This window comes from Adhaeribacter aerolatus (assembly GCF_007991635.1).
Lineage (GTDB): Bacteria > Bacteroidota > Bacteroidia > Cytophagales > Hymenobacteraceae > Adhaeribacter > Adhaeribacter aerolatus.
Window position 1 is genome coordinate 18,271 of the sequence record NZ_BJYS01000027.1, and the last position, 21,526, is coordinate 39,796.

18 protein-coding genes are annotated in these 21,526 nt (G+C 43.2%); 11 read left to right on the forward strand and 7 right to left on the reverse strand.

What is annotated here, in order from left to right; translation table 11 throughout:
* Positions 1-696: 696 nt before the first annotated feature.
* On the reverse strand, positions 697-1,323 hold the full coding sequence (locus AAE02nite_RS17340) for a carbonic anhydrase family protein (protein WP_146900488.1): 627 nt from the start codon (positions 1,321-1,323) through the stop codon (positions 697-699).
* A 28-nt stretch (positions 1,324-1,351) separates the two neighbouring features.
* Positions 1,352-1,756: a bestrophin family protein gene (locus AAE02nite_RS17345; protein WP_146900492.1), complete on the reverse strand. Its 405-nt coding sequence runs from the start codon at positions 1,754-1,756 to the stop codon at positions 1,352-1,354.
* A 637-nt stretch (positions 1,757-2,393) separates the two neighbouring features.
* On the opposite strand from AAE02nite_RS17345, the gene AAE02nite_RS17350 reads away from it, so the two are divergent.
* Positions 2,394-3,515 carry a sulfatase-like hydrolase/transferase gene (locus tag AAE02nite_RS17350; protein WP_146900495.1) on the forward strand — a complete coding sequence of 374 codons (1,122 nt, stop codon included), beginning with the start codon at positions 2,394-2,396 and terminating at the stop codon, positions 3,513-3,515.
* 367 nt (positions 3,516-3,882) lie between these two features.
* On the forward strand, positions 3,883-4,050 hold the full coding sequence (locus tag AAE02nite_RS26340) for a hypothetical protein (RefSeq protein ID WP_170252629.1): 168 nt from the start codon (positions 3,883-3,885) through the stop codon (positions 4,048-4,050).
* A 210-nt stretch (positions 4,051-4,260) separates the two neighbouring features.
* Here AAE02nite_RS26340 and AAE02nite_RS17355 read toward each other — a convergent pair whose 3' ends face one another.
* Complete coding sequence (locus tag AAE02nite_RS17355) at positions 4,261-5,211, reverse strand: NADP-dependent oxidoreductase (RefSeq protein ID WP_146900498.1); 951 nt, start codon at positions 5,209-5,211, stop codon at positions 4,261-4,263.
* Positions 5,212-5,311: 100 nt separating this feature from the next.
* A complete protein-coding gene (locus AAE02nite_RS17360; protein ID WP_146900501.1) occupies positions 5,312-5,569 on the reverse strand; it encodes a hypothetical protein in 258 nt (85 codons plus the stop codon).
* Positions 5,570-5,718: 149 nt separating this feature from the next.
* Between AAE02nite_RS17360 and AAE02nite_RS17365 the strand changes: the two genes are divergently transcribed.
* From AAE02nite_RS17365 to AAE02nite_RS17385, 5 genes are all read left to right on the forward strand, one after another.
* Positions 5,719-6,186, forward strand: a complete 468-nt coding sequence (locus AAE02nite_RS17365; RefSeq protein ID WP_146900713.1) for a MaoC family dehydratase — start codon at positions 5,719-5,721, stop codon at positions 6,184-6,186.
* A gap of 397 nt (positions 6,187-6,583) precedes the next feature.
* Positions 6,584-9,952 (forward strand): UvrD-helicase domain-containing protein, encoded by a 3,369-nt coding sequence (locus AAE02nite_RS17370; RefSeq protein WP_146900504.1) that lies wholly within the window; start codon positions 6,584-6,586, stop codon positions 9,950-9,952.
* A 265-nt stretch (positions 9,953-10,217) separates the two neighbouring features.
* On the forward strand, positions 10,218-10,760 hold the full coding sequence (locus tag AAE02nite_RS17375) for an ester cyclase (protein WP_146900507.1): 543 nt from the start codon (positions 10,218-10,220) through the stop codon (positions 10,758-10,760).
* A gap of 164 nt (positions 10,761-10,924) precedes the next feature.
* Positions 10,925-11,242: a hypothetical protein gene (locus AAE02nite_RS17380; RefSeq protein WP_146900510.1), complete on the forward strand. Its 318-nt coding sequence runs from the start codon at positions 10,925-10,927 to the stop codon at positions 11,240-11,242.
* Positions 11,243-11,659: 417 nt separating this feature from the next.
* Positions 11,660-12,724 (forward strand): alpha/beta fold hydrolase, encoded by a 1,065-nt coding sequence (locus AAE02nite_RS17385; protein ID WP_146900513.1) that lies wholly within the window; start codon positions 11,660-11,662, stop codon positions 12,722-12,724.
* Between the two features lie 264 nt (positions 12,725-12,988).
* On the opposite strand, the gene AAE02nite_RS17390 is transcribed toward AAE02nite_RS17385, so the two are convergent.
* Positions 12,989-13,513 carry an RES family NAD+ phosphorylase gene (locus AAE02nite_RS17390; RefSeq protein WP_146900516.1) on the reverse strand — a complete coding sequence of 175 codons (525 nt, stop codon included), beginning with the start codon at positions 13,511-13,513 and terminating at the stop codon, positions 12,989-12,991.
* Entirely contained in the window at positions 13,506-13,910 is a 405-nt protein-coding gene (locus AAE02nite_RS17395; protein ID WP_146900519.1) for an Xre family toxin-antitoxin system antitoxin, read from the reverse strand. Before AAE02nite_RS17395 ends, AAE02nite_RS17390 begins: the two co-directional genes overlap by 8 nt.
* 196 nt (positions 13,911-14,106) lie before the next feature.
* On the opposite strand from AAE02nite_RS17395, the gene AAE02nite_RS17400 reads away from it, so the two are divergent.
* Positions 14,107-16,995 (forward strand): PD-(D/E)XK nuclease family protein, encoded by a 2,889-nt coding sequence (locus tag AAE02nite_RS17400; protein WP_146900522.1) that lies wholly within the window; start codon positions 14,107-14,109, stop codon positions 16,993-16,995.
* A gap of 260 nt (positions 16,996-17,255) precedes the next feature.
* Here AAE02nite_RS17400 and AAE02nite_RS17405 read toward each other — a convergent pair whose 3' ends face one another.
* Positions 17,256-17,549: a LysM peptidoglycan-binding domain-containing protein gene (locus AAE02nite_RS17405; RefSeq protein ID WP_146900525.1), complete on the reverse strand. Its 294-nt coding sequence runs from the start codon at positions 17,547-17,549 to the stop codon at positions 17,256-17,258.
* Between the two features lie 302 nt (positions 17,550-17,851).
* Between AAE02nite_RS17405 and AAE02nite_RS17410 the strand changes: the two genes are divergently transcribed.
* The 3 genes from AAE02nite_RS17410 to AAE02nite_RS17420 all read left to right on the forward strand — a co-directional run bounded on the left by AAE02nite_RS17410 (position 17,852) and on the right by AAE02nite_RS17420 (position 21,507).
* Complete coding sequence (locus AAE02nite_RS17410; RefSeq protein ID WP_146900528.1) at positions 17,852-18,259, forward strand: lipocalin family protein; 408 nt, start codon at positions 17,852-17,854, stop codon at positions 18,257-18,259.
* A 138-nt stretch (positions 18,260-18,397) separates the two neighbouring features.
* Positions 18,398-19,903 (forward strand): ATP-binding cassette domain-containing protein, encoded by a 1,506-nt coding sequence (locus AAE02nite_RS17415; protein WP_146900532.1) that lies wholly within the window; start codon positions 18,398-18,400, stop codon positions 19,901-19,903.
* Positions 19,904-20,157: 254 nt separating this feature from the next.
* Positions 20,158-21,507: a DNA recombination protein RmuC gene (locus AAE02nite_RS17420; protein WP_146900535.1), complete on the forward strand. Its 1,350-nt coding sequence runs from the start codon at positions 20,158-20,160 to the stop codon at positions 21,505-21,507.
* The last annotated feature ends 19 nt before the right edge of the window (positions 21,508-21,526 follow it).

Below are 21,526 nucleotides of genomic sequence, written 5' to 3' on the forward strand. Positions count from 1 at the left end.
CTGAAAATTATGAGCGTTTAAATATTCGTTATTATACAGTAAGGCTGGTCAGGCATTTGTCTGGCATTAGATACTTTGTATTCGGTCTCATGTTATTCAATAATATAGGGCATATATTTGTTCGTTAGCTTTCGCTTATGTTATGCGCTTTTCTTTTTTGGCAGAAAATAACCCTTCCGCTCTCCAAGCACCTTCCCTGAATCAGGGAAGGAGTTCGGCCGAACCGAAACATTATGGAAAAGCTTTGTTGCGGAAGCTTATTATTTGATAAAGATTGAACCTGGAAAGGCATCAGCAAAACGCATACTACAGCAGTTTGGACAGCGAGGGCCTTTTGGAAGATGCTCTTCTGGGTTTCCGGTGCTTTAGCATTGCGAGGAACGAGGAAAGGAAAGCTGAGCAGCCCAAGCGGCCAAACGAGGCCCGCCCTCCCGGAGGCTACTTAGGAAGAAGTAGCCAGTTAGCATCTGACCATTGAAAGATTTCATCTTTCAAAAGATAGATTAATGAAACTTAAGGCCATTCATGTAATAGCTGGGATAATACATAATTTAATTGGGTAAACTGCCGCAACACTAAACTCAGAGACTTACTTTCTTTTTCTTCTTATGGGTTCGTCATAAGCAGTTAGAACGGCCGATTTTAGCGTAGTAACTTTAGTATAATGTTACTACGCTAAAATCATCTTTCTAAATTTTAGTCTTCAAAAAAATCTACCTTACCGGTATCAACATCGTAAACGCCACCCACAATTTTAATTTTACCTTCCTGCAACAGATCCACAATAATGGGGCTTTCGTCTTTTATTCTTTGGATGGTTAAGTGCACGTTTATTTCGGTTACATTATTTACAAATTCCGAGTTCTTGCCAGTCCGCTCGTTTTGGGTAACGGTTTCCTGCGCAATAGCCGGTTTTACCTTATCTAAAAGTTGGGTTAAACTTCCTAATTGTACGTTGTTACAGGCACCCACAATGGCGCCGCACTTGGTATGGCCCAATACCATAACAATCTTAGTACCTACCACCCGGCTGCCAAACTCCATGCTGCCCAATATGTCTTCGTTTAGTACATTTCCGGCAATCCGGATACTGAAAATATCACCTAAACCCTGGTCAAAGATAAGCTCGGCCGATGTACGTGAATCCATACAACTCAGGATAGTGGCAAAAGGGTACTGGCCATCGCGGGTTTCGTTTACCTGTTGCAACAAATTACGGTTCGCCCGCAGGTTCCGGACAAACCGGTCGTTGCCTTCTTTTAAATATTGAAAAGCTATTTCGGGAGTAAGCTTACTTTGATTTTCTTTCGAGTGGATGTACATAGGCTTTTAATATATTAAAGTTAAATTATTAAAGAATGTAAAATTCGGTTGGTTTGGCCGTTTCCGGCACCTCCTGCTCCCCTTGCAATTGCCGGATGTTAATCTCAATAGTACGGGCAATGGCCGAAACTGAAACATCGCTGGGCCGGTTTCGGAAGGGGTCCTGTAAATGGTAGGCGCTTTTCTCGATTAGGTAAAAGCTAGCCTTCCGGGCTTCCCACCACCGGTCGTACGACTGGCTCATTTTAAAAGACAGCAGAACCGAAATAGCCGTACCCAAAAAGGCCGGAATAGATAAGGGCATATCAGGCAATAAACTGCTAAATGCCCTTGCCAGGTAATTAGTTATCAAGCTAATCAGTAATACAAACAGCAGGTTGTGCTTAATCAGGTTAAAAATATATTTCAGGGGTATTCTTTTATCTAAAATCATACTTCAGCTTTTTTCTTACCCAACTAAAACAGTTTTGAACCAGACTTGGCTGTTAAAATTTTAAAATTAAATCTCCGGCACTTCTCCATTCCGACCAATTTGCGGGTGCCAATATATAACCAGGTTATTAAAATGAAATTAAAACGGAAATTTTATGCCCTTTTTTGGCGTTCGCTGCCCCAGTTAAACCAGCAGAAGAAATTTGATTAGCTTTTGCAGATGATTATATCTTTGTGCCTAAGCCTGTGATTCAGGATTAAAGATGAGGTGAGACTAATATTAATTTACCAGTGGTGGTTTGGTGGGCTTTTAGAATAGAGGCAGCTTAATATTTAGCTTAAAAGCTTGGGCAGTGCCATTAGTGGGGTTATCACCGCCAATTGTGAAGCTTCTGCCATTCTACTTGCTGGTGAAAACACTCAGCAAGGGCTACTGAACAGCAGATTTAAATGATAAACAGCTTCAATCGGTAAATATTAGGTTAGCCGGTGGCAGCAATATCCAGGCTAAAACTTTTCCGCTTAAAATATTTCGGGTAAGCGATACCAAAGCAGGCAAGTAACCATATTTTATATATATTGTTTCTTATATTTCTCGTATAACAACACATACCAAAAGCTTATTTTTAATTAAAAACATGCGCTTCAGAATTCTGTTTTCCTTTCTCCTTTTATCAATTTTTAATCACCTGAATGCCTTTGCTCAGCAAAAACTTAAAACCGAAAACGTGATTTTGATTACGCTGGACGGTCTGCGGTGGCGCGAACTTTTTACCGGGGCCGACGCCGATTTAATCCGGGATAAAGATTATGTGGACGATAGGGATGCGCTGAAAACTTTATACTGGGACGAAGACCCGCAGGTACGGCGGCAAAAATTATTGCCTTTTATCTGGAGTACTTTGGCCACGCAAGGGCAGCTATACGGCAACCGCCACCACCAGAATCTGGTAAATCTGCGCAACCAGCACCGCTTTTCGTACCCCGGCTACAACGAAATTCTGACGGGCTTTGCCGACGATGAGCGCATTAACAGCAACGATAAAAATGATAACCCGAACCGCACCGTGCTGGAATTTATAAACGAGCAGAAAGGCTTCCGGAAGAAAGTGGCAGCTTTTGGCTCCTGGGATGTTTTCCCTTTTATCATCAATGCGAAGCGTTCGGGTTTACCCGTTAATGCCGGCTTTGCTTCGGTCGAAGGACCGCAACTGACGGACCGGGAGAAGTTTCTGAACCAATTACAAACCCAGATTCCCAGCCCCTGGGGCAGTGTGCGCCTGGATGCATTTACCCATCATTACGCCCTGGAATATTTAAAGAAAAACAGTCCGCGGGTTATGTATATTGCCTACGGCGAAACCGATGATTTTGCCCATGATGGGCACTACGATGCTTACCTGAAATCTGCGCACCAAACCGATGCCTTTATAAAAGACCTCTGGACCTGGCTGCAACGCTCGCCCAGGTACAAGAATAAAACCACATTACTCATTACAACCGACCACGGCCGGGGCAATGGCAACGGCTCGTGGCGCAACCACGGCGCTAATGTTGCGGAAGCCGACCAAACCTGGTTTATGGTGATGGGCCCGGATACGCCGGCCTTCGGCGAAATGAAGCAACCGCAACAACATTATACCAACCAACTGGCTAAAACGCTGGCGGCTTTTTTGGGTATCAATTATATGGCCGATCGCCCGGTGGGTGAAGTAATAAACGGAGTAATCCCTACCCAAACTATTTCGGCTAATAAATAATAACGCTCATATTAAATATTTTCCCATCAATACTTTGGCGCAAGCGTCCGCTTGCGCCTTTTTGTTTATCCAGGACAAGCGTTTAAAATAACCTAACTCTCATAAAGCGGCTTCCATAGAAAATCTGGTTCAAACATTAATTTAAAATAAATGTTCTTTGTAGTCCGATGAAGGCTATCTGATATTTTAAACACTTCCCTGTTCTCTGGTTTTTGCCTGGGTGTAGGCCCCTAACTTTTCTGCTGGAAGAGCTTAACCCTTCCGCCCTTCGGGCATCTTCCCTAAATCAGGGAAGGAGTTCGGACAAATCTAGAAGCTATCAATTAGCTAAGATGAGTATTATTATTCTATTATTCATTAAAAATTGATGAGTTCAATAAGGCAGTTGCTATTGGCAACTGACAGCAGTTTGGGCGATGAGGGCCTTTCAGCTTTCCGGTGCTTTAGCATTGCGAGGTACGAGCAAAGGAAAGATGAGCAGCCCGAGTGGCCAAACGGGGCCCGCCGGCCGGGAGGCTTCTTAGGAGATTGCTAACTGTTAGCAATTGACCATTGAAAGATGGAATCTTTCAAAAGATAAACTATTGCAAATCAACCAATCAATGGAATACCATTAAGAAAAACAGTAATAAACAATACAATATTGAGTTAACAATAATAGCATTTTAAAACCTGCTTCTTTCATTATGAAAATGCATGAATTCCTAAAATAAAATAAACATGTTTTTAACCGTAAGACAAATATTTAAGGTTTAATAATAATTTTACCCGTAGTATGATGGGTTTCGATTTGCCGGAAAGCTTCTGGGGTTTCGTCGAGGGAGAACGTTTTACTAACCGGCACCCTTAATTTTCCGGCATCAGCCAGTTCGCGCAAATAATTTAGCTGCGAAGAATTAGGTTCCACAAACACGTATTCGAAATTGATATCGGCGGGTAAATTTTCGCCCTGGTTTAAAATAGAAACCAGCTTACCACCCGCTTTCAAGGCTGGCAGGCTCTGCTGCAGGGTTTCGCCGCTGGCACAATCAAATATTAAATCCACACCCGCCGGGAATATTTCTTTAACCTCCCGGGTTATTTGGCTATTGTTATAATCCAAGGTATAGTCGGCACCGAGGCTGCGCATGTGATCGTGATTTTTACGGCTGGCCACGCCGATTACATTAGCGCCTTTGGCCTTTGCCAATTGAATGCCCAACGAACCAACGCCACCTGATGCCCCCAGAATTAAAACCGACTGGCCGGCCTGTAAATTACCGGCATCGAACAAAGATTGATAAGCCGTTAAACCCACCAGCGGAATACCGGCTGCTTCTTCCCAACTTACCTGCTGGGGTCGCAGTGCCAGGTAGCTTTCCGGAATAACCAAATACTCCGCAAAAGTACCGTACTGCACCACAGGCCGGCGGGCATAGCCGTATACTTCGTCGCCGGGCTTAAACCGGCGGGCACTGAAACCACCGTCTTGTACAATGCCGGCCACATCCCAGCCCGATATAGCCGGAAATTTAACCGGAATAAAAGCGCTCAGATAGCCTTCCCGCACAGCCGCATCTACCGGGTTTATACCGGCTCCTTTTACCCGGATGAGTACTTCTCCTTCTTTTAGTTCCGGCACCGGCAGATTGCCTACTTTTATGTTCTCTATCGAACCGAACTCCTCGTAATAAGCCGCTTTGGTTATATTAGCCATTCTTTCATCCTCCTGTTTAGTATTAAACCTAAAATTACCTAGATACTCTCCGGCTAGGAAATAGGTTCTATGCAGAACGAGTATAGGCTGCTGTTTTAGCTTAAAAACTATAGAAATCCTGAAGCTGAATATCTTCGGTGTAAGGTTCCAGAATAGCCAGCGGGTTAACCGAACTATGAAAAGAACCAATAATTTCCAGGTTGGGCTTTACCCAAAGCTCTACAAAAAAATTATTCAAAGTATAAAGGGTGATGTCCCAATCCTTATGGTGCCTTTGGGCAACAACCGTCCCTTTTTTGGTTAAAACTTCTACCTGGCTCCAGGAAGGCAGCCGGTTAAACAAGGGATATTCTATCATTTAATTAATTAATGGCTGATCTAAATATATTAATTAAATAACCAATTATGTTAAAGATGAGTTCTGAAACGTCGTCTTTGCGCAGCATTCATCCGAAAAGTAAAAACATAAATTTAAAAACTGTAATTTATAAATTACTATGTTTGTACATGAGCCCACAGCAGATAAATAGTTTCGCCGAATTTCAGCAGTTTGAAGGTTCCGAATTAGGTGCGTCGGAATATCATACGATTACCCAGGACCAGATTAACCAATTTGCTGCCGCTACCCTCGATTACCAGTGGATTCACCTGGACCAGGAAAGAGCTAAAACCGAATCGCCGTTTGGCAGCACCATTGCCCATGGGTATCTTACCGTTTCGCTGCTGCCTTACCTTTGGGCCCAGATAGTAGAAATAGGCAACCTGAAAATGCAGGTAAACTACGGTATTGAAGAATTGCGGTTTAACCAGGCCGTTACTGTAAACAGCCAGGTGCGGCTGCGCGCGAAGTTGATTTCTTTGAAAAACCTGCGCGGCATTGCCAAAGCCCAACTGGAAGTTATCATGGAAATAAAAGATCAGCCCAAACCTGCCTTTACCGGTATTATCACTTTTCTGTACCATTTTAACAGTTAACAACTAAATTGCCGGTGTTTCTAAGGCAGACTAAGAAGCTGTTTCGTATTTAAACTAAAAGCAGATTTTGTCGGCACTGATGGTGTTATCCCACCAATTTTGCAGCCTTTGAAACCTCACCCTAAATTCCTCTCCCGGGTGGAAGCCACCTTTAAGGCGAGGGACTTAAATTACCTATCTGATAAATTATTTTTTAAATAATCTAACTTAGCCAGAAGAGTTGTAATTAGCCACCCATCAGACCGGCTCCCCTTCTCCCAGAGGAGAATGGGCTGGGGGTTGAGGTGTCCTAAAATCCCATTTTTAAATCAACCAAAAAAGCCTTAATTTTAATATTGCATTCGGGAGCTAAATTAAGTAAAAGCTTCCCTCCTACAGCCTTAAGCAATTTAAATCTGTGCCTCAGCAATTTAAAATATATTCTTCTTCTGCCGGTTCCGGCAAAACGTACCATCTTACCAAAGAATACCTGAAACTGGCGCTGCAAAGCGATAACCCCAGCTACTACCGCTCGGTGCTGGCCATCACGTTTACGAACGATGCCGCCAACGAAATGAAACAACGGATTTTATCGGCCCTACGGCAGTTTAATGATTCGAACCTGAGCGAAAAGCAAAAAGCCCAGAGCGAAGCCTTGCTGGCTTCTATTACAGCCGAAATTCAGGAAGAATACCCAGGCCAGGAAGTTTCGGAAGAAATTATTCGGGCGCGGGCGGCTCGCACTTTTGAGCAGATATTGTATAACTACTCCGAGTTCGCCGTGAGTACCATAGATGCTTTTGTAAACAAGGTGGTAACGGCTTTTACCCGCGAACTGAATATTCCTTACAACTTTGAGGTAGACCTGGACACCACCACCCTGCTGAATACGGCTGTATCGTTGCTGCTGGATAAGGTAAATAACTCTCAGGACAACGAACTGCTTTCCCGGACGCTGGAAAATTACGCTTTGGAAAAAGCCGATGAAGGCCGCAGTTGGAATAATTTACCCACCGAACTAGCCGCTTTTGCGAACAACCTCCTGAACGAACAGGTGTACGAAGCTATTTCGGAATTGCAGAAGCTGAGCTTGGAGGATTTTAAGAAAATCCGCCAGGACTTGTACGCGCAGAAAAACCAGATTGAAAGATCAATATTAGAAAGAGCTCAGGCAGCGATAGATTTATTCCAGCAGGCTCAGGTTGAACCCACATATTTACATTATAAAGAGCGCGGCATTTACGGGTTCTTTAGTAAATACCTGAAAGCTTTTGAATTTTACGAACCCAATACCTACGCCTGGCAAGCCATTAACGACGATAAATGGACCGGCGCCAAAGTGCCGAAAGATGTGGAAGCCCGGCTCGAAACCATCAAAGCTCCTTTAGTGAAATATTTCCGGGAGATTGAAGCTATCCGGCAAGAACAAGCGCCTTATTATATTTTAATTACCGAATTGCTGAAGCACTTGTACCAGGTTTCGGTGCTGAACGAGTTGGAAAAATGCATCCAGGAAATTAAGCAGGATAAAAACCTGGTGCACATCTCGGAGTTTAACAAGCGCATTTCTGAGATTGTGCTGAAAGAGCCGGTGCCTTTTATTTACGAGCGACTCGGTGAGAAATACAACCACATCCTGATTGACGAGTTCCAGGACACGTCTTCGTTGCAGTGGAATAATTTATTACCGCTCATCGAAAACTCCCTGGCTTCGGGTTACTTTAACATGGCCGTGGGTGATGCGAAACAAGCCATTTACCGGTGGCGCGGCGGCGACATGGACCAGATTTTGCACCTGTACAAACGCAACACGCCGGCCCTGTACCAGAACCGCAAATACCAGGACTTACTCGAAAGCCGCTACGATACCCTGGATTTAAGCCTCACCCCGGCCGACCTGAATACGAATTACCGCAGCACCCGCGAAATCATCGACTTCAACAACGAGTTGTTCGAGTTTATCAGTGCGTCGTACCCCGGTTACGAGATGCTGCGGAATATTTACGACGAAAACTTTAAGCAGGCGGTACCCGATGGCGCGGCCCGCACCGGCGGCCACATTCAGTTGCTGTTTACGCACCCCGACGATACTAATTACCAGCACGACCTGGACAACTGCCAACGCACCGAAACGCTGTACGAAGGCTACGAGAAACCCGAAATTTTGACTTACCAGGAAAGCACCCTACAAATGGTGTTACAACTAGTCCGGCAGGCCCAAACCGAAGGCTACGAACCCCAGGATATTGCCGTGCTGTGCCGCACCAACCGCAACAGCAAGCTGGTAGCTAATTTTTTAAAAGAAAAGAAATTCGATATTATTTCGCAGGATTCGCTGGCGCTGCAGTTTGCCGAAGTGGTGAACCTGCTCATTTCGTTGTTCCGGGTGTTTAACCGACCCGACGATACGCTGGCCCGCTCCGAAGCCATGTACCTGGTTTGCAAAGTGGTGCTGCAGGTGCAACCCGATAACCAGATGACCCAACTTATTGCGGATGTGGCCAACCACGGCAGTAACCAACTCTTCTTCGACCAGTTGCGATTCTTTGGCTTCAACCTCGAAGAAAAGGAAACCGGTAATTTATCGCTGTACGAGCTCACCGAAAAGCTCATCCGGATTTTTGATTTGCTGGGTAAAAACAACGAGTGCGAATATATTTTCCGGTTCCTGGATGTGGTGCTGGAATACAGCCTGAACCAAAGCAATAACCTGAATAATTTCCTCGAATACTGGGAAACCCACAAAGAAAAGCTGAGCATCAACTCGCCCAAAAATCGCAACGCCATTACCATTACCAGCATCCACAAAGCCAAAGGCTTGGCCTACCCGGTGGTTATCGTTCCGTTTGCCGATTGGTCGGTGGAGCCGCAACGGGGCGCTTTGCTGTGGGGCAACCTCCCTGAGGCCCTGCCGGGTTTAGGTAAAATGGCCTCGGCGGTGGTAACCATGAGCAAAAAGCTGGACGAAACGCCTCTAGCAGCCCAGTACCAGGCCGAACTCGAAAAAACCTTTATCGAAAACCTGAATATGCTGTATGTGGGCTTCACCCGCCCCCAGGACCGCCTGTACATCGTGAGCCAGAAAAAAGATTTTAATTCGGGTGCCAACCAGAAAACCATCAGCTACCTGCTTTACCGGTACTTGCAGCACAAAGAGCTGTGGCAGGAAGACCAGTTGTGCTACCAGTTAGCCAAAGGCCATGTTTCGCAAAAAGCCGCGGCCCCGGTTACTGAAGCCGTTTTTCACCTCGATACCTTTAGTTCCTATAACTGGCAGCAGCGGCTTCAGCTAAAACAGCACGCCAACAACGTTTTCGATTTTCAGACGCAGCAGGAACACCGCAAATGGAACCGCCGGCTGCACTACGCCCTCTCCCGCATTACCACCGCCGAGGAGTTAAATTTTGTAACAAAACAACTGGTAAATGAAGGCGTCATCAGCAGTAAAGAATTGCCGGAACTCCGCGACATGCTGAAGAAAATAGTAAAGCATTCGCAACTGGCCCGCTATTTCAGCAAAGACGTAGCCTTCGAAAACGAAAAAGAAATCCTGCACGCCAAAGCCACCCGCTACAAACCCGACCGCATTGTTCTCGATGGCACCCGCGTGGTTCTCCTAGACTTTAAAGCCCCGCCTTTGGAGCAGGAACATATCAAAAACCTGAATTACTACGCCAGTTTATTCAAGGATTTACTATTTGCGGAGATAAAATGTGTGCTGTATTATTTTGATGTGGAGGAAGTGGAGCAATGGGTGTATGCGGAGGAACTTAAAGTGGTAGATTAAAAAATGTGCTTTCCGACTGCAAAGCTCATTTACATAGCTGAATTATAAAGTGAATCCTTCAAAAGGGATGAATATTTGTTTAAATAAAAAATACTGATTTTTCAGTATTGCATGTATATTGAAAGGTTCGTAAACTAACAGGCAATTAAATATATAAAATAAAGAATCTATTTAAAGACTACATTATACAAATAAATTACATCCTCAGATATTTAGTTGAAATGCAGTACTTAATTCATTGACTTAAAGATAAATTAAAACTAAAATGAAAAATATTTTATTATCGTCTTTGATAATTTTATCTCTATATTCATGTAACGGTTCTGCCACAAATAGTCCATCTAAAGAAACAGTAAACAAGGAAAGTTTTATTAATCAAGAAGCAAAAGAAGAACATATTAAAAAAGCAGTTAAGGAGAGTACAGAAGCATTTAGTGCTCATAATGCTGCTGCTGCTGCTAAGGATTTTGCACCTGATTTCTTAGACTATGGAGATGGCAGTCAGCCTCCAGTAAAAGGTGTTGATAAATTTATAGCTTCTACTGGTGAATTTTTTAAAATTTTTCCTGACATGAAAGGTGAAAACTTACATTATGTAGCGGATGGGAATTGGGGTGTTGTTTGGGGTGACTGGAGTGCTACCTGGACAAATGATTTTATGGGACAGAAACCGACAGGAAAAAAGTTTAAGGTACCAGCTGCTGACTTTTTTAAATTTAACGAAGCCGGAAAAATAATTGAACATCGAGGCATAATATCATTTAGGGAAATAGCGAAACAAATTGGACTGAAATTACCTGATTCATAAACCCTAAGGCTTAAACAAAGCTTTACTTGGGCCTGTTTATGATTATAAGTTTTTAGGCTTGCTTTTATAAAAAGATGTAAGTGGCGCTTTATTATAAGCTTTTGCGCTAGAGGCAAGTCAACGAAAGTATTAACAGCAGCAAAGAACTGCCGGAACTCAGTGACATGCTAAAGAAAATAGTAAAGCACCCGCAACTGGCCCGGTACTTCAGCAAAGACGTAGCCTTCGAAAACGAAAAAGAAATTCTGCACGCCAAAGCCACCCGCTACAAACCCGACCGCATTGTTTTCGACGGCACTAGCGTGGTACTCCTGGATTTTAAAGCCCCGCCACTAGTGCAGGAGCACATTGATAATTTGAACAACTACGCTAGTTTGTTTAAGGATTTGCTTTTTGCGGAGATAAAATGTGTGCTGTATTATTTCGATGTGGAGGAAGTGGAGCAATGGAGTTTTGTAGAGGAAGCTAAGGTGGAGAGTTAATTAGATATATATGAAAGATAAAACAATAATAAAATTAAAGAGCCTATTAACTTCCTTTTAAAATAGAATGATTTAAAATTAAGTCTTTAGAATTTATGACATAAATCGATATAACAAGTTTACGAGTGTTGCAATAATTTTAATATTGAAGAAGAGCTTCTAGAACATAATATCTAAAAAATTCTCATGCACTATAGACAGGCAATTAAACAAAAATCTTAGAGAACTTAATTTATCATTTTAATATTGAATATAAAGATAAGATTCAGCCAATTAAATAAAATTTTAAATATGAATAATACAAAATAAAACCAAAATATCACAAAATTTCTCAACTAATATTATAATCTCTCGTAATCCTAATAATAGTTATTGCGAATACATTTAATAATACTCCTTAAATTTATTTATGGAAAGATGTATTATTATAAAAAACCATTTCGATACTTATTGACAATTGTTCTGCATCTTGTATTATTTACATACAGTACCAGTACATTTGGTCAAACCATGTTAATATCTCCTAAGCCACCACCTGCAACTCTTTCTACCTCTTTACCGCCTCAGCAAGCTCCCCTGCCACCTGCTCCTCCTGGGGTTTTACTTAAACAAGGTTATTTCAAAGGCGAAGAAGGTGTACAGCTTTTTTATCGGCTTGTGGGGTTTGGCAAAGACACCATTGTATTTATACATGGAGGAGGTGAAGGTATAGAAAGTGGTGGACTGGAGGTAGAGTTTTTAGCAACTAAAGGATACACTTTCATTGAATATGATCAAAGAGGAATGGCACGCTCAGAACTCGTTCAAGACACCAGCAAGTTGAAAGTGAATAACCATGTAAACGATTTAGAAAGCCTTCGTCTGTATTTTAAGCTTCAGAAAATGTCATTGATTGCCATGTCTTGGGGTGCCGCTATTATGACGTATTATGCCTACCAATTTCCTCACCAAGTTAGAAGTTTGGTTTATCTAAGTCCTATGCCCCCAACCGCTGAATTTGGAAGAAGACGGTCAATAGCAATGGATTCTGTTTTAGGTTCAGCTAAACTGAAAAGACTTGGTGAACTAGATAGTTTAATGCGTAAAGCTGATAGTACAACACTTCGCTTACTTAAAAAGGAGCGCAGTGGGATCACTGATCCTCTCTATGTTGCAGACCCTAAACATTTAACCCGCAAGCGTGGTAATAGTGATTTGTACCCAGATATAGCAAAGCAAAACAGAAAGAATATCTCTGTAAGAAGAGCTTTAGGTGGAGAATGGGACTTTCGCCCCTTGCTCAAACAAATAAATGCTCCAACTTTAGTCATTGAAGGGGAAAAGACCAGCATTCCACTGGATGCAACTAAGGTCTTTGCAGAAGAAATTAAAGGGGCAAAAATAATATTAATACCCGATTCTGGACATAACAGTTGGTTTGACCAACCAAAAGTTTTAATAAATAATCTAGATAAATTCTTTAGATCAATCCGTAAACGTTGAGGTGAACTATTTTAATAATTGCGATTACTTGTTCTGCCTATAACATAGGGATTTGGAGTTTTAGCTGGACAAAGTATAAGCTATCAGCTTTTCCTTCGCTATCCGGTAGTAGTTCCAAGATCGTCGAGCATTATTGAGCAAAACACCTATAAGTAATGCTTATAATTCGCGTATTGGGTCTTTAATCATTTACGGAAAGCCAATCATCTTTTTATTGTAATAGCTTTGATTTAATTTTTACATACAAAAATAAAACAAGCCTTATCAAATATTAGAGGTTTTGCCCCGCCACAAACGCGGATCGATGTTAAAAGCAGCAATTTTGACTACTTTAATTTGGGTGTAAGTCGGGTGTTCCGGGTGCAACAAATAATTATAAGATTCAGTTAACACTGCTGATGGCACTTGCAGCGCCAACACATCCGGCTTTTCCAGCCAACCGGCGAGTAGTTGGTGATTGGCTTCGTAGTTAGCGTACTCGCGCCATTGTGGCGGGAGTTCCGGCAAGGGCTTGGGCAAATCAGGTAAGGAAAGGGTAATTAAGAATAGCTGAGGTAAATCTTCAAATGGCAGAGCGGGCAAATGTACCAGTTGTTCCAGCAGAGCCAGTTCCGGACTTGCCGAAGTATATAAAATCCCCACACCGGGCGGGTTCCAACGGCCACCATACCGGCGGGCTCCTTCCGTAGATAAGGGAGCATCAATAAAACGCTCTTTTACTAAACGGTAAGCCAAAACCGGATGGTTATTTTCCGGAGCCGATAATTTACTTTCCTTACCCTCAGGCATAAATGCCGTGTTCAATTCGTCCGAGCACGGTATGTACCATACCTAAGCCGGTAGCCGTGTCCAGCAAGGTTAAGGGGGCTTGTCCCTGGAGTTCGGTTAAAGGTATCCGCAGCCATCTGCCTAACACATCTGCCCGTCCATCAAAAACCACTAAGCCGTGCTGTAGTAAGCTTTCCAGCAACAACAAACGCTCAGAAGCATTATTATCTAATAGCGCCTCCGGCCGGAGCCGATGCAGGGTCCGTTCGGAAATATTCAGAATCCGGGCCATATCTTTATCGGTCAATCCAGTTAACCGGGATACTTCGTCAACTTTCCCGCGCGCTACGCCAGCCCGAGCCTGCTGAATTACAGCGAAGTTGTCGGTGGTAGAACTTGTTCCAAAAAGTAATTCCATTTTGTTTGTATTTTGTCACTAATATACCTGCCATTTGGCATTTATCCAAATAACGCAGGCCGCTGCAATTTTGTTTATAATTTAAGTTAATATGGTTTGTTTTGGGTAATTCAAACCTGTAATTTAGAATCTGCTTACCTAATTTATAGAATAACTCTAAAGATTCTAAGCAGCCGTATTTACAAAAAATCCATAAATGAAATCATTCCTGCACCAGGCAGCCGAATATATTTATAACAAGTACCCCGAAAACATCAGCCAGATTTGCGTGGTATTGCCTACCCGCCGGGCAAGCATTTATTTTAAAAATGCGCTGGCCCAGGTAGCCACCGAAGGCATCTGGTCGCCGGAGGTTTCTTCCATGGAAGACTTTATCTGCCGGCTGGCCAAGGTAGAAGTACTCGAGCCCATTCACCTGCAACTCGATTTATATGATATAATGCTGGACCTGGATCAGCACCTGGATTTCGACCAGTTTGTAACCTGGGCGAGTACCTTGCTCGAGGATTTCAGCCGGATGGACCAGGAAGTGGTGGATACGAAAAAGCTGTTTGAATACGTAAGCGAGGCCAAAGCCCTGGAACGCTGGGACCCGCACCGGATGGGTTTTGAGATTTCGCCGCTGGTGCAGAAATATTTTAAACTCTGGGATAACCTGGAGAAAACTTATGAGCGGCTCCGGCAGAAGCTGAAAGCCGAAAAGCAGGCATATACCGGCATGGCTTACCGCTACGTAGCCGAACACATTACCGAACTCACCGCCCGCACCACCTGTCACCAGTTTGTTTTTATCGGCCTCAATGCCATTACGCGCTCCGAAGAAATCATTATCCGGACGCTCCTGCACGACAAAAAAGCCGAAGTGCTGTTTGATTCGGATGACTTTTACATGGAGGGGGATTCGCAGAACCGCGCCGGCCATTTTCTGAAAAGGTACAAAAAGCGCTGGCCCCTACCCGATTGGAAATGGCAGCAAAACCTGCTGCAAACCGATACAAAAGAAATTAACGCCATTGCCGTAGCCAACGCCAGCATGCAAGGCAAAATTGCCGGTCAATTACTGGGGGAAATCCGTCGCGAAAACCCCAACGCCCAGGTAGCCATTGTGCTGCCCGACGAAACCATGTTGCTGCCGGTGCTGCACTCCATCAGCGAAGACATTCCGGATTACAACGTTACCATGGGTTTAACCTTTAAAGGTACGCCCCTCTTTAATTTAATCGATTTGCTCTTCGACCTGCACCTGACCGGCGTGTTGCAGCCCAACGCCAGCGGGTACAAGGTAAACATGTACCACCACCTCACAGTAAATAAAATCCTCAGCCACCCTTTTATTCGGCGCTACGAAACTTACCTGAACAGCAAAGAAGACGAAAATCACCAGAACCTGATTAGCAACGCTGCATCTGAAATAATCCGGACAAACCGGGTGCTGTTGTCTGCGCGGGAATTATTGCAATTGGGTCAGGACCACCCGCTGTTTGTGGCCCTGTTTAAAACCTGGCGCAACTGCGACGATATTGTAGCCTCGTTCTACGACCTGATAGATTTGCTGAAAACCGTTTACCAGTTCCAGCAAGAAAACCCCATAGAAACCGAGTACCTGTATATATTTTATACGCTGGTTAAAAAGCTCGATACTATTTTCGATTGTCGGCAGCAGAAAATTTCGGTGCGCAGTTTTAAGAAATTTCTCTACGAAAATATTGCCCAAACACGTTTGCCGTTCAGCGGCGAACCCATTTCGGATATTCAAGTAATGGGGTTCCTGGAAACTCGCGCGCTTGATTTCGAGAACCTGATTATTTTATCGGTAAACGAGAATATATTGCCGCAGCCCAAAAAGCACAAGTCGCTGATGCCGTACGATGTGCTGAAAACCTTTGGCCTGCCCACTTACGCCGAGCAGGAAAGCATGACCTCGTATTATTTTTACCGGCTGCTGCAACGGGCCAAAAAGATAAACCTGCTGTATGTGCTGCCTTCCGATACTTACGGCTCCGGCGAAAAGAGCCGTTTTATATTGCAATTGCAGCACCACCTGGTACCGGCCAATCCCAATATTACCTTCCGCGATTTAACCGCCGTGGTGGAGCAGCAGGAAAGCAAAAATTACGAGCCCGATATTATTATTCAGAAAGACGAGCAGGTGCTGGCCAGCCTGAAAAAAGCGCTAGCTAAAGGCTTGTACCCGTCGCACTTGAACCTGTACATCAACTGCTCATTGCAATATTATTTCGCCAAAATAGCCGGCATCCAGGAAACCGTGGAAGTGGAAGAAGAAATTGGCGCCGACCAATTCGGGAATATTGTGCACAAAGTACTTGAAGATTATTTCCGGCCTTTCCAGGAAGGAAAAATATTGTTGACCGCCGCCGACATAAACAAAATGTTGGCGACTTTGCCGCAGCAGGTAAAAAAAGCTTTTAAAGCCGGTCCGCTGCAGCACATGCCGGAACAAGGCATGAATTACTTGCTCGCTAAAATTGCCATCCAAGTACTGGAAAATTACCTGCAAAAACAAGCCTCCTCACCAGATTTGCCGCTGCACATCTTAAGCTTGGAACAGGTGATAGAAACCATTTTGGCGGTTGAAATTGGCGGCGATATTGTGCTGGTAAAAATTGCCGGTAAAGCCGATCGCATTGATGCCAACGAAAAAGCCGTTCGGGTAATCGATTACAAAACCGGTTTGGTACAACCCGCTGACCTTAAAATAAAACCCGACCACGTAAAAGAACACTTGCTCACCGACCGCAAATACGCCAAAGTGCGGCAGCTGTGGTTGTACCGTTATTTAATGGCTAAACAGTTGGAGGCTGATGGTAAATTGGAAGGCAATATTCCGGCCCGGAAAGTTGAAGCCGGTATTATTTCGTTCCGGAACCTAAATGCCGGTTTAATGACTTCCGACATTTCTTTTTCCGACGAAACAACTGGCAGCCAGGCCAATTTTATTCAGACTACCGAAGAATATTTAAAAGAATTTGTACGGAACATGCTGGACCCAACGAAACCCATCCACAAAACGCAGGATTTGGAAGTTTGCCAGTACTGCCCTTACCGGGGAATTTGCGCCAGATAATGAGCTAATTAAAGAGGCCATCGAAGTCTACTATGGCGCTGAAATTACTTCCGTGACTTATTAAATATCCAAGCATAGATTTTCCAATGTTTTTTGGAAATAAGCTAAAAAAATAGAAGAATACTTTTTAGTAAACTATCCAAAAGTCGCGGAAGTAAATTCCGCGCCAAAATGAGGGCCTTTTAAATAAGAAAAGGAGCTTCACAGAGCTCCTTTTTTGTTATAAAAATCTAAAATACGAATATCGAATTTCCAAAAATCTATCTCGGAATCACCAATTTCTGGCCCGGATGAATCAAATTCGGATCTTTAATCTGGTCGGTATTAGCCTGGTGGATACGGTGCCAGGCGTTGGCATCGCCGTATAGTTGCTTCGCAATTTTAGACAAAGAATCGCCGCTTTTTACGGTATAATATTCTTTTTGCGGGGCAGCAGGTTGTGCTGGCTGTGCTGGTTGGGTAACCGGCTGATTCACTGGTTTGGCAGCAGCCGGTTTAGCTTGGGGCTGAACCGGTTTTTCTTCCCCCTTTTTCAAAAAATCAAATAATCCCATAGTTTTATTTCTTTTATATTTTTTAACAATTTAATTCAAAGCTATTTACAAGCCTTGTTGTTTTAAATCATACGCCCCCACTTTGTAATTAGTTATATTATTAAACTTTTATTTACGAAAAAATACCCGTATTTATTTGCTAATTTGTATAACTACGTAGAGTTGCAGATAAAAATAAAGCGGTGGTTTAACCTAAATAGGTAGAGAGCCGTAACATTCAAAAAACGTAATGTAATTTGCCGAAATCAGGTTACCAATTACAAGATGATTTTAACCTAAAATACATCCTTAAACCTAAAACTATGAAAATTTTGAACCTTAAAAATTACCTGGCTTATCTTACCTTATTTTTAATGCTGGTAGTTGCCAGTTGCCAGGAAAAAAGTAAAACGCCAACGGCTTCTATGATTTCCGGCGACACCAGCAAAACCTGGAAAGCTACCCGGGAAACCAATGCTGCCGGCGATAAAGATAAAATTACCGGCGCCGAAAAGAACGAAGTAATTCAGTTTTACGCCAACGGATCTTTTAGCATGCGGTCCAGTTCCCAAAACGCTTCGGGCAAATGGACTTTTGATCCAATGGCCAGAAATCTGACCTTGCAATTTGTGGGTTCAGACATGACTGAGAACTTCCAGGTAGTAAGTATAAATGAAGACGAAATGAAATTGCAAAGCCCCAGCGGCACCATGAATTTAGAGGCAGAATAAGCCTAAAATGATTTGTTGGATGAAGGCCGGAAATTTCCGGCCTTTTTATTTTAGGCTTATGGTTACCCCACTGGTTATTTTAAACACCTTTTATAGATATTAATTAAATTGCGCCCGTATTTTACCCGAATATTTTAGATGCAAACACTTGATCCGGTTAGTTTAAATAAACCTTTTTTGCGGTTACAGGATGTTTCGTTTAGTAAATTTGTTGGCCCGGCCTTTCATAACCTAAATTGGGTGGTGCAGCAGAGTGAAACCTGGGTTATTACGGGGCCCGGTGGTTCCGGCAAAACTATTCTGGCCGAAGCTTTAACAGGGCAACACCGGGTTCAAAAAGGCCAGGTACACTATTATTTTTTACCGGAAACGGAAAATACCTGGAACCTCAAAAAATACGTGAGCTTTATTTCTTTTCCGCCTTCCGAACGCCTGATTAATTACGGCAAATTTTATTACCAGCAACGCTTCAACAGTTCTGATACTGAAGGCATTGTTTCGGTAACTGAATTTCTGCAGAATACCACCGGCGTTACGGCTCAGGACGAGATATGGGCTAACATTGTTAACTTAATGAACCTCCGGGATTTGCTTCACCTGGAAATAATAAAGCTTTCGAACGGGCAGACCCGCAAAATGCTCATCGCCCAGGCGCTTTTACGGCAACCCAAATTACTTATCCTGGATAATCCGTATGCCGGTTTAGATAAGCAGACCCGTCACGATTTAGATGCCTTGGTAAAAAACCTGATTCAGCACGACACCGAATTAATTTTAATAACCGACCAACACGATATTCCGGTTTGGGCCACCCACGTGTTACTTTTAAATAATTTTAGCATTAAAGGGACTTATACCCGGGCAGAATATTTAAATAAATCTATTGCTGAAACTGGGGAAGAAAAGGAAAATAATCTACCGGCATTAAATACCTTGTTTCCGAACCACCAGGCCGCGCCCGAGTATAAAGTGGCGGTAAAAATGGAAAACACCACTATTACCTACGACGGCAAAAAAGTTTTAAATAATATAAACTGGACGGTAAACCAAGGAGAAAAATGGGCATTATTGGGGCCGAATGGCTCCGGCAAAACAACTTTGCTAAGTTTAATCAACGGGGATAATCCGCAGGCTTTTGCCAATAAAATATATTTATTCGACCGCCGCAAAGGCACCGGTGAAAGTATCTGGGATATTAAGAAAAGAATTGGTTTTATTTCACCGGAGTTGCATCTGTATTTCCGGCAGAATCTAATGGCCAAAACCGTAGCCGCCACCGGTTATACCGATACTTTGTTTCCAAAAGGGCAATTAAGCTCACAACAGGAACAAACGCTAAATAACTTTTTCGCTTTCTACGAAATAGAACACCTGCAAAAAAAACATTTTCTCCAGCTTTCGGCCGGTGAGCAACGGCTAGTATTATTAATCCGATCGCTGGTGAAAAATCCTGAATTGCTTATCTGGGACGAGCCATTCCAGGGTTTAAGCGCCGATTTAATTCAGAAAACCCAGGAATTATTATCGACTTATGCCACGCCTGCTAAAACCATTATTTTTGTGAGCCATTATGAACACGAAATACCGACCTGGATTAACAAAAGAATATACCTGGAACAAGGCCAAATAAAAGAATTGGTTTAGCACCTCATTCCCCAACCCCTTCTCCCCGGGGCGAAGGGGGAGCCTGCCTGAAAGTAATTCAACTACAACTCCTTTGATTTATATAACGGGATTATTGTTTGATGAACAATCATTTTAAAAGTAACTCAAGTCCCTCGCCTTCTGGAGAGGGATTTAGGGTGAGGTTTAGTAACAAAACAATATTCCCCCTTCCGGTTGGGTTAAGGAAAATAGACTTATTTGCGAGCCATTCCTTTTTCGCTTAACTTCACCAGATGGACATTTTAATTGGATTTTTAGGTTTTGCCGCGGGTATCATCCTAACCTATATTTTTCTAAGGAAAAAAACCGAGCAACTGCAAACAGAAGTAAACCGGGCGCAGGTTGCCCAATCGGTTGTACAAGTACAAATCCAGGAGAAACAACAGGAGAACAGCCAGTTAAAAGAGCAAATCCGGGTACAGGCGGCTACGGTGTTAAGCCTGCAAACCGAACTCACCAAAACCGAAACCGACCTGTACCACCTGAAAGGAAAGCTAAGCGACCAGAAAGCTGAACTCGAAGAACTGAGAAGTTCTTTTCTGCAGCAGTTTTCCAGCGTATCGAACCAGGTGTTGTTGCACAATGCCGAACATTTTAAAAAAGCATCGGCCGAAAACCTGGAAACGATTTTAACACCTTTGAAAGAGCGGATTAAAGAATTTGAAACAAAGGTTGATCACACCTACGAAAAAAGCCTGAAAGAAAATATTGCTCTGAAAGAACAAATTACCATGCTGGCCGGCCTGAACCAGCAAATGAGCCAGGATGCCATTAACCTGACTAGAGCTTTAAAAGGTGAACGCAAAACGCAGGGCAATTGGGGGGAATATTTACTCGAAGTATTACTCGAAAAATCTGGGCTGCGGCCAGACGAGCATTATTTTAGGGAAACAGTTTACAAAAATGAAGATAATAAATATTACCGCCCCGATGTGGTAGTGAACTTACCGGGTCAGAAACATTTAATAATCGATTCTAAAGTTTCGTTGCTGGCTTACGATGCTTACTGCAATTGCGAAGACGAAGCGCTGCAGCAGGCGCATTTAATCAGCCATATACAATCTATCCGGAACCACTACCAGGAACTGAGTAAAAAAGAGTACCATCACCTGATAGGTTTAAATTCGCCGGATTTTGTGCTGATGTATATTCCCATTGAGCCGGCTTTTAACCTGGCCATGCAGCACGACCGTGAATTATTTATCCACGCTTTGGACCAGAATATTGTTTTTGTAACTACTTCTACCCTGCTGGCAACCTTACGCACCGTAGAAGGCGTTTGGAAACAGGAAAACCAAAAAAACAACGTACTCCGGATTGCCAAAGAAAGCGGCTTACTCTACGATAAATTTGTGGGATTTGTAGAGGATATAAAAGCCATTGGTCGCCAACTCGAAAACAGCCAAACCAGTTACCAATCGGCTTTAAGCAAATTAACGGAAGGCAAAGGCAACCTGATAAAAAAAGTAGAGCAGCTAAAGAAACTAGGGGCCCGCACAAGCAAATCGCTGGATGCCACTTTGGTAAAAGAAGCCGAAGACGATCCCCAGTTAGCTTTGCCGGAATATTCCGAAGAAAGCTAATTATAAAATATGGCGCTTC

Bases quoted from the DNA above. Each gene is read 5' to 3' on its own strand.
- AAE02nite_RS17390 (WP_146900516.1), bottom strand. From the start codon at position 13,513: ATGCCTGAGGGTAAGGAAAGTAAATTATCGGCTCCGGAAAATAACCAT.
- AAE02nite_RS17380 (WP_146900510.1), top strand. From the start codon at position 10,925: ATGCTAAAGAAAATAGTAAAGCACCCGCAACTGGCCCGGTACTTCAGC.
- AAE02nite_RS17395 (WP_146900519.1), bottom strand. From the start codon at position 13,910: ATGGAATTACTTTTTGGAACAAGTTCTACCACCGACAACTTCGCTGTA.
- AAE02nite_RS17365 (WP_146900713.1), top strand. From the start codon at position 5,719: ATGAGCCCACAGCAGATAAATAGTTTCGCCGAATTTCAGCAGTTTGAA.
- AAE02nite_RS17385 (WP_146900513.1), top strand. From the start codon at position 11,660: ATGTATTATTATAAAAAACCATTTCGATACTTATTGACAATTGTTCTG.
- AAE02nite_RS26340 (WP_170252629.1), top strand. From the start codon at position 3,883: ATGAGTTCAATAAGGCAGTTGCTATTGGCAACTGACAGCAGTTTGGGC.
- AAE02nite_RS17350 (WP_146900495.1), top strand. From the start codon at position 2,394: ATGCGCTTCAGAATTCTGTTTTCCTTTCTCCTTTTATCAATTTTTAAT.
- AAE02nite_RS17410 (WP_146900528.1), top strand. From the start codon at position 17,852: ATGAAAATTTTGAACCTTAAAAATTACCTGGCTTATCTTACCTTATTT.
- AAE02nite_RS17415 (WP_146900532.1), top strand. From the start codon at position 18,398: ATGCAAACACTTGATCCGGTTAGTTTAAATAAACCTTTTTTGCGGTTA.
- AAE02nite_RS17355 (WP_146900498.1), bottom strand. From the start codon at position 5,211: ATGGCTAATATAACCAAAGCGGCTTATTACGAGGAGTTCGGTTCGATA.
- AAE02nite_RS17420 (WP_146900535.1), top strand. From the start codon at position 20,158: ATGGACATTTTAATTGGATTTTTAGGTTTTGCCGCGGGTATCATCCTA.
- AAE02nite_RS17400 (WP_146900522.1), top strand. From the start codon at position 14,107: ATGAAATCATTCCTGCACCAGGCAGCCGAATATATTTATAACAAGTAC.
- AAE02nite_RS17360 (WP_146900501.1), bottom strand. From the start codon at position 5,569: ATGATAGAATATCCCTTGTTTAACCGGCTGCCTTCCTGGAGCCAGGTA.
- AAE02nite_RS17345 (WP_146900492.1), bottom strand. From the start codon at position 1,756: ATGATTTTAGATAAAAGAATACCCCTGAAATATATTTTTAACCTGATT.
- AAE02nite_RS17340 (WP_146900488.1), bottom strand. From the start codon at position 1,323: ATGTACATCCACTCGAAAGAAAATCAAAGTAAGCTTACTCCCGAAATA.
- AAE02nite_RS17375 (WP_146900507.1), top strand. From the start codon at position 10,218: ATGAAAAATATTTTATTATCGTCTTTGATAATTTTATCTCTATATTCA.
- AAE02nite_RS17405 (WP_146900525.1), bottom strand. From the start codon at position 17,549: ATGGGATTATTTGATTTTTTGAAAAAGGGGGAAGAAAAACCGGTTCAG.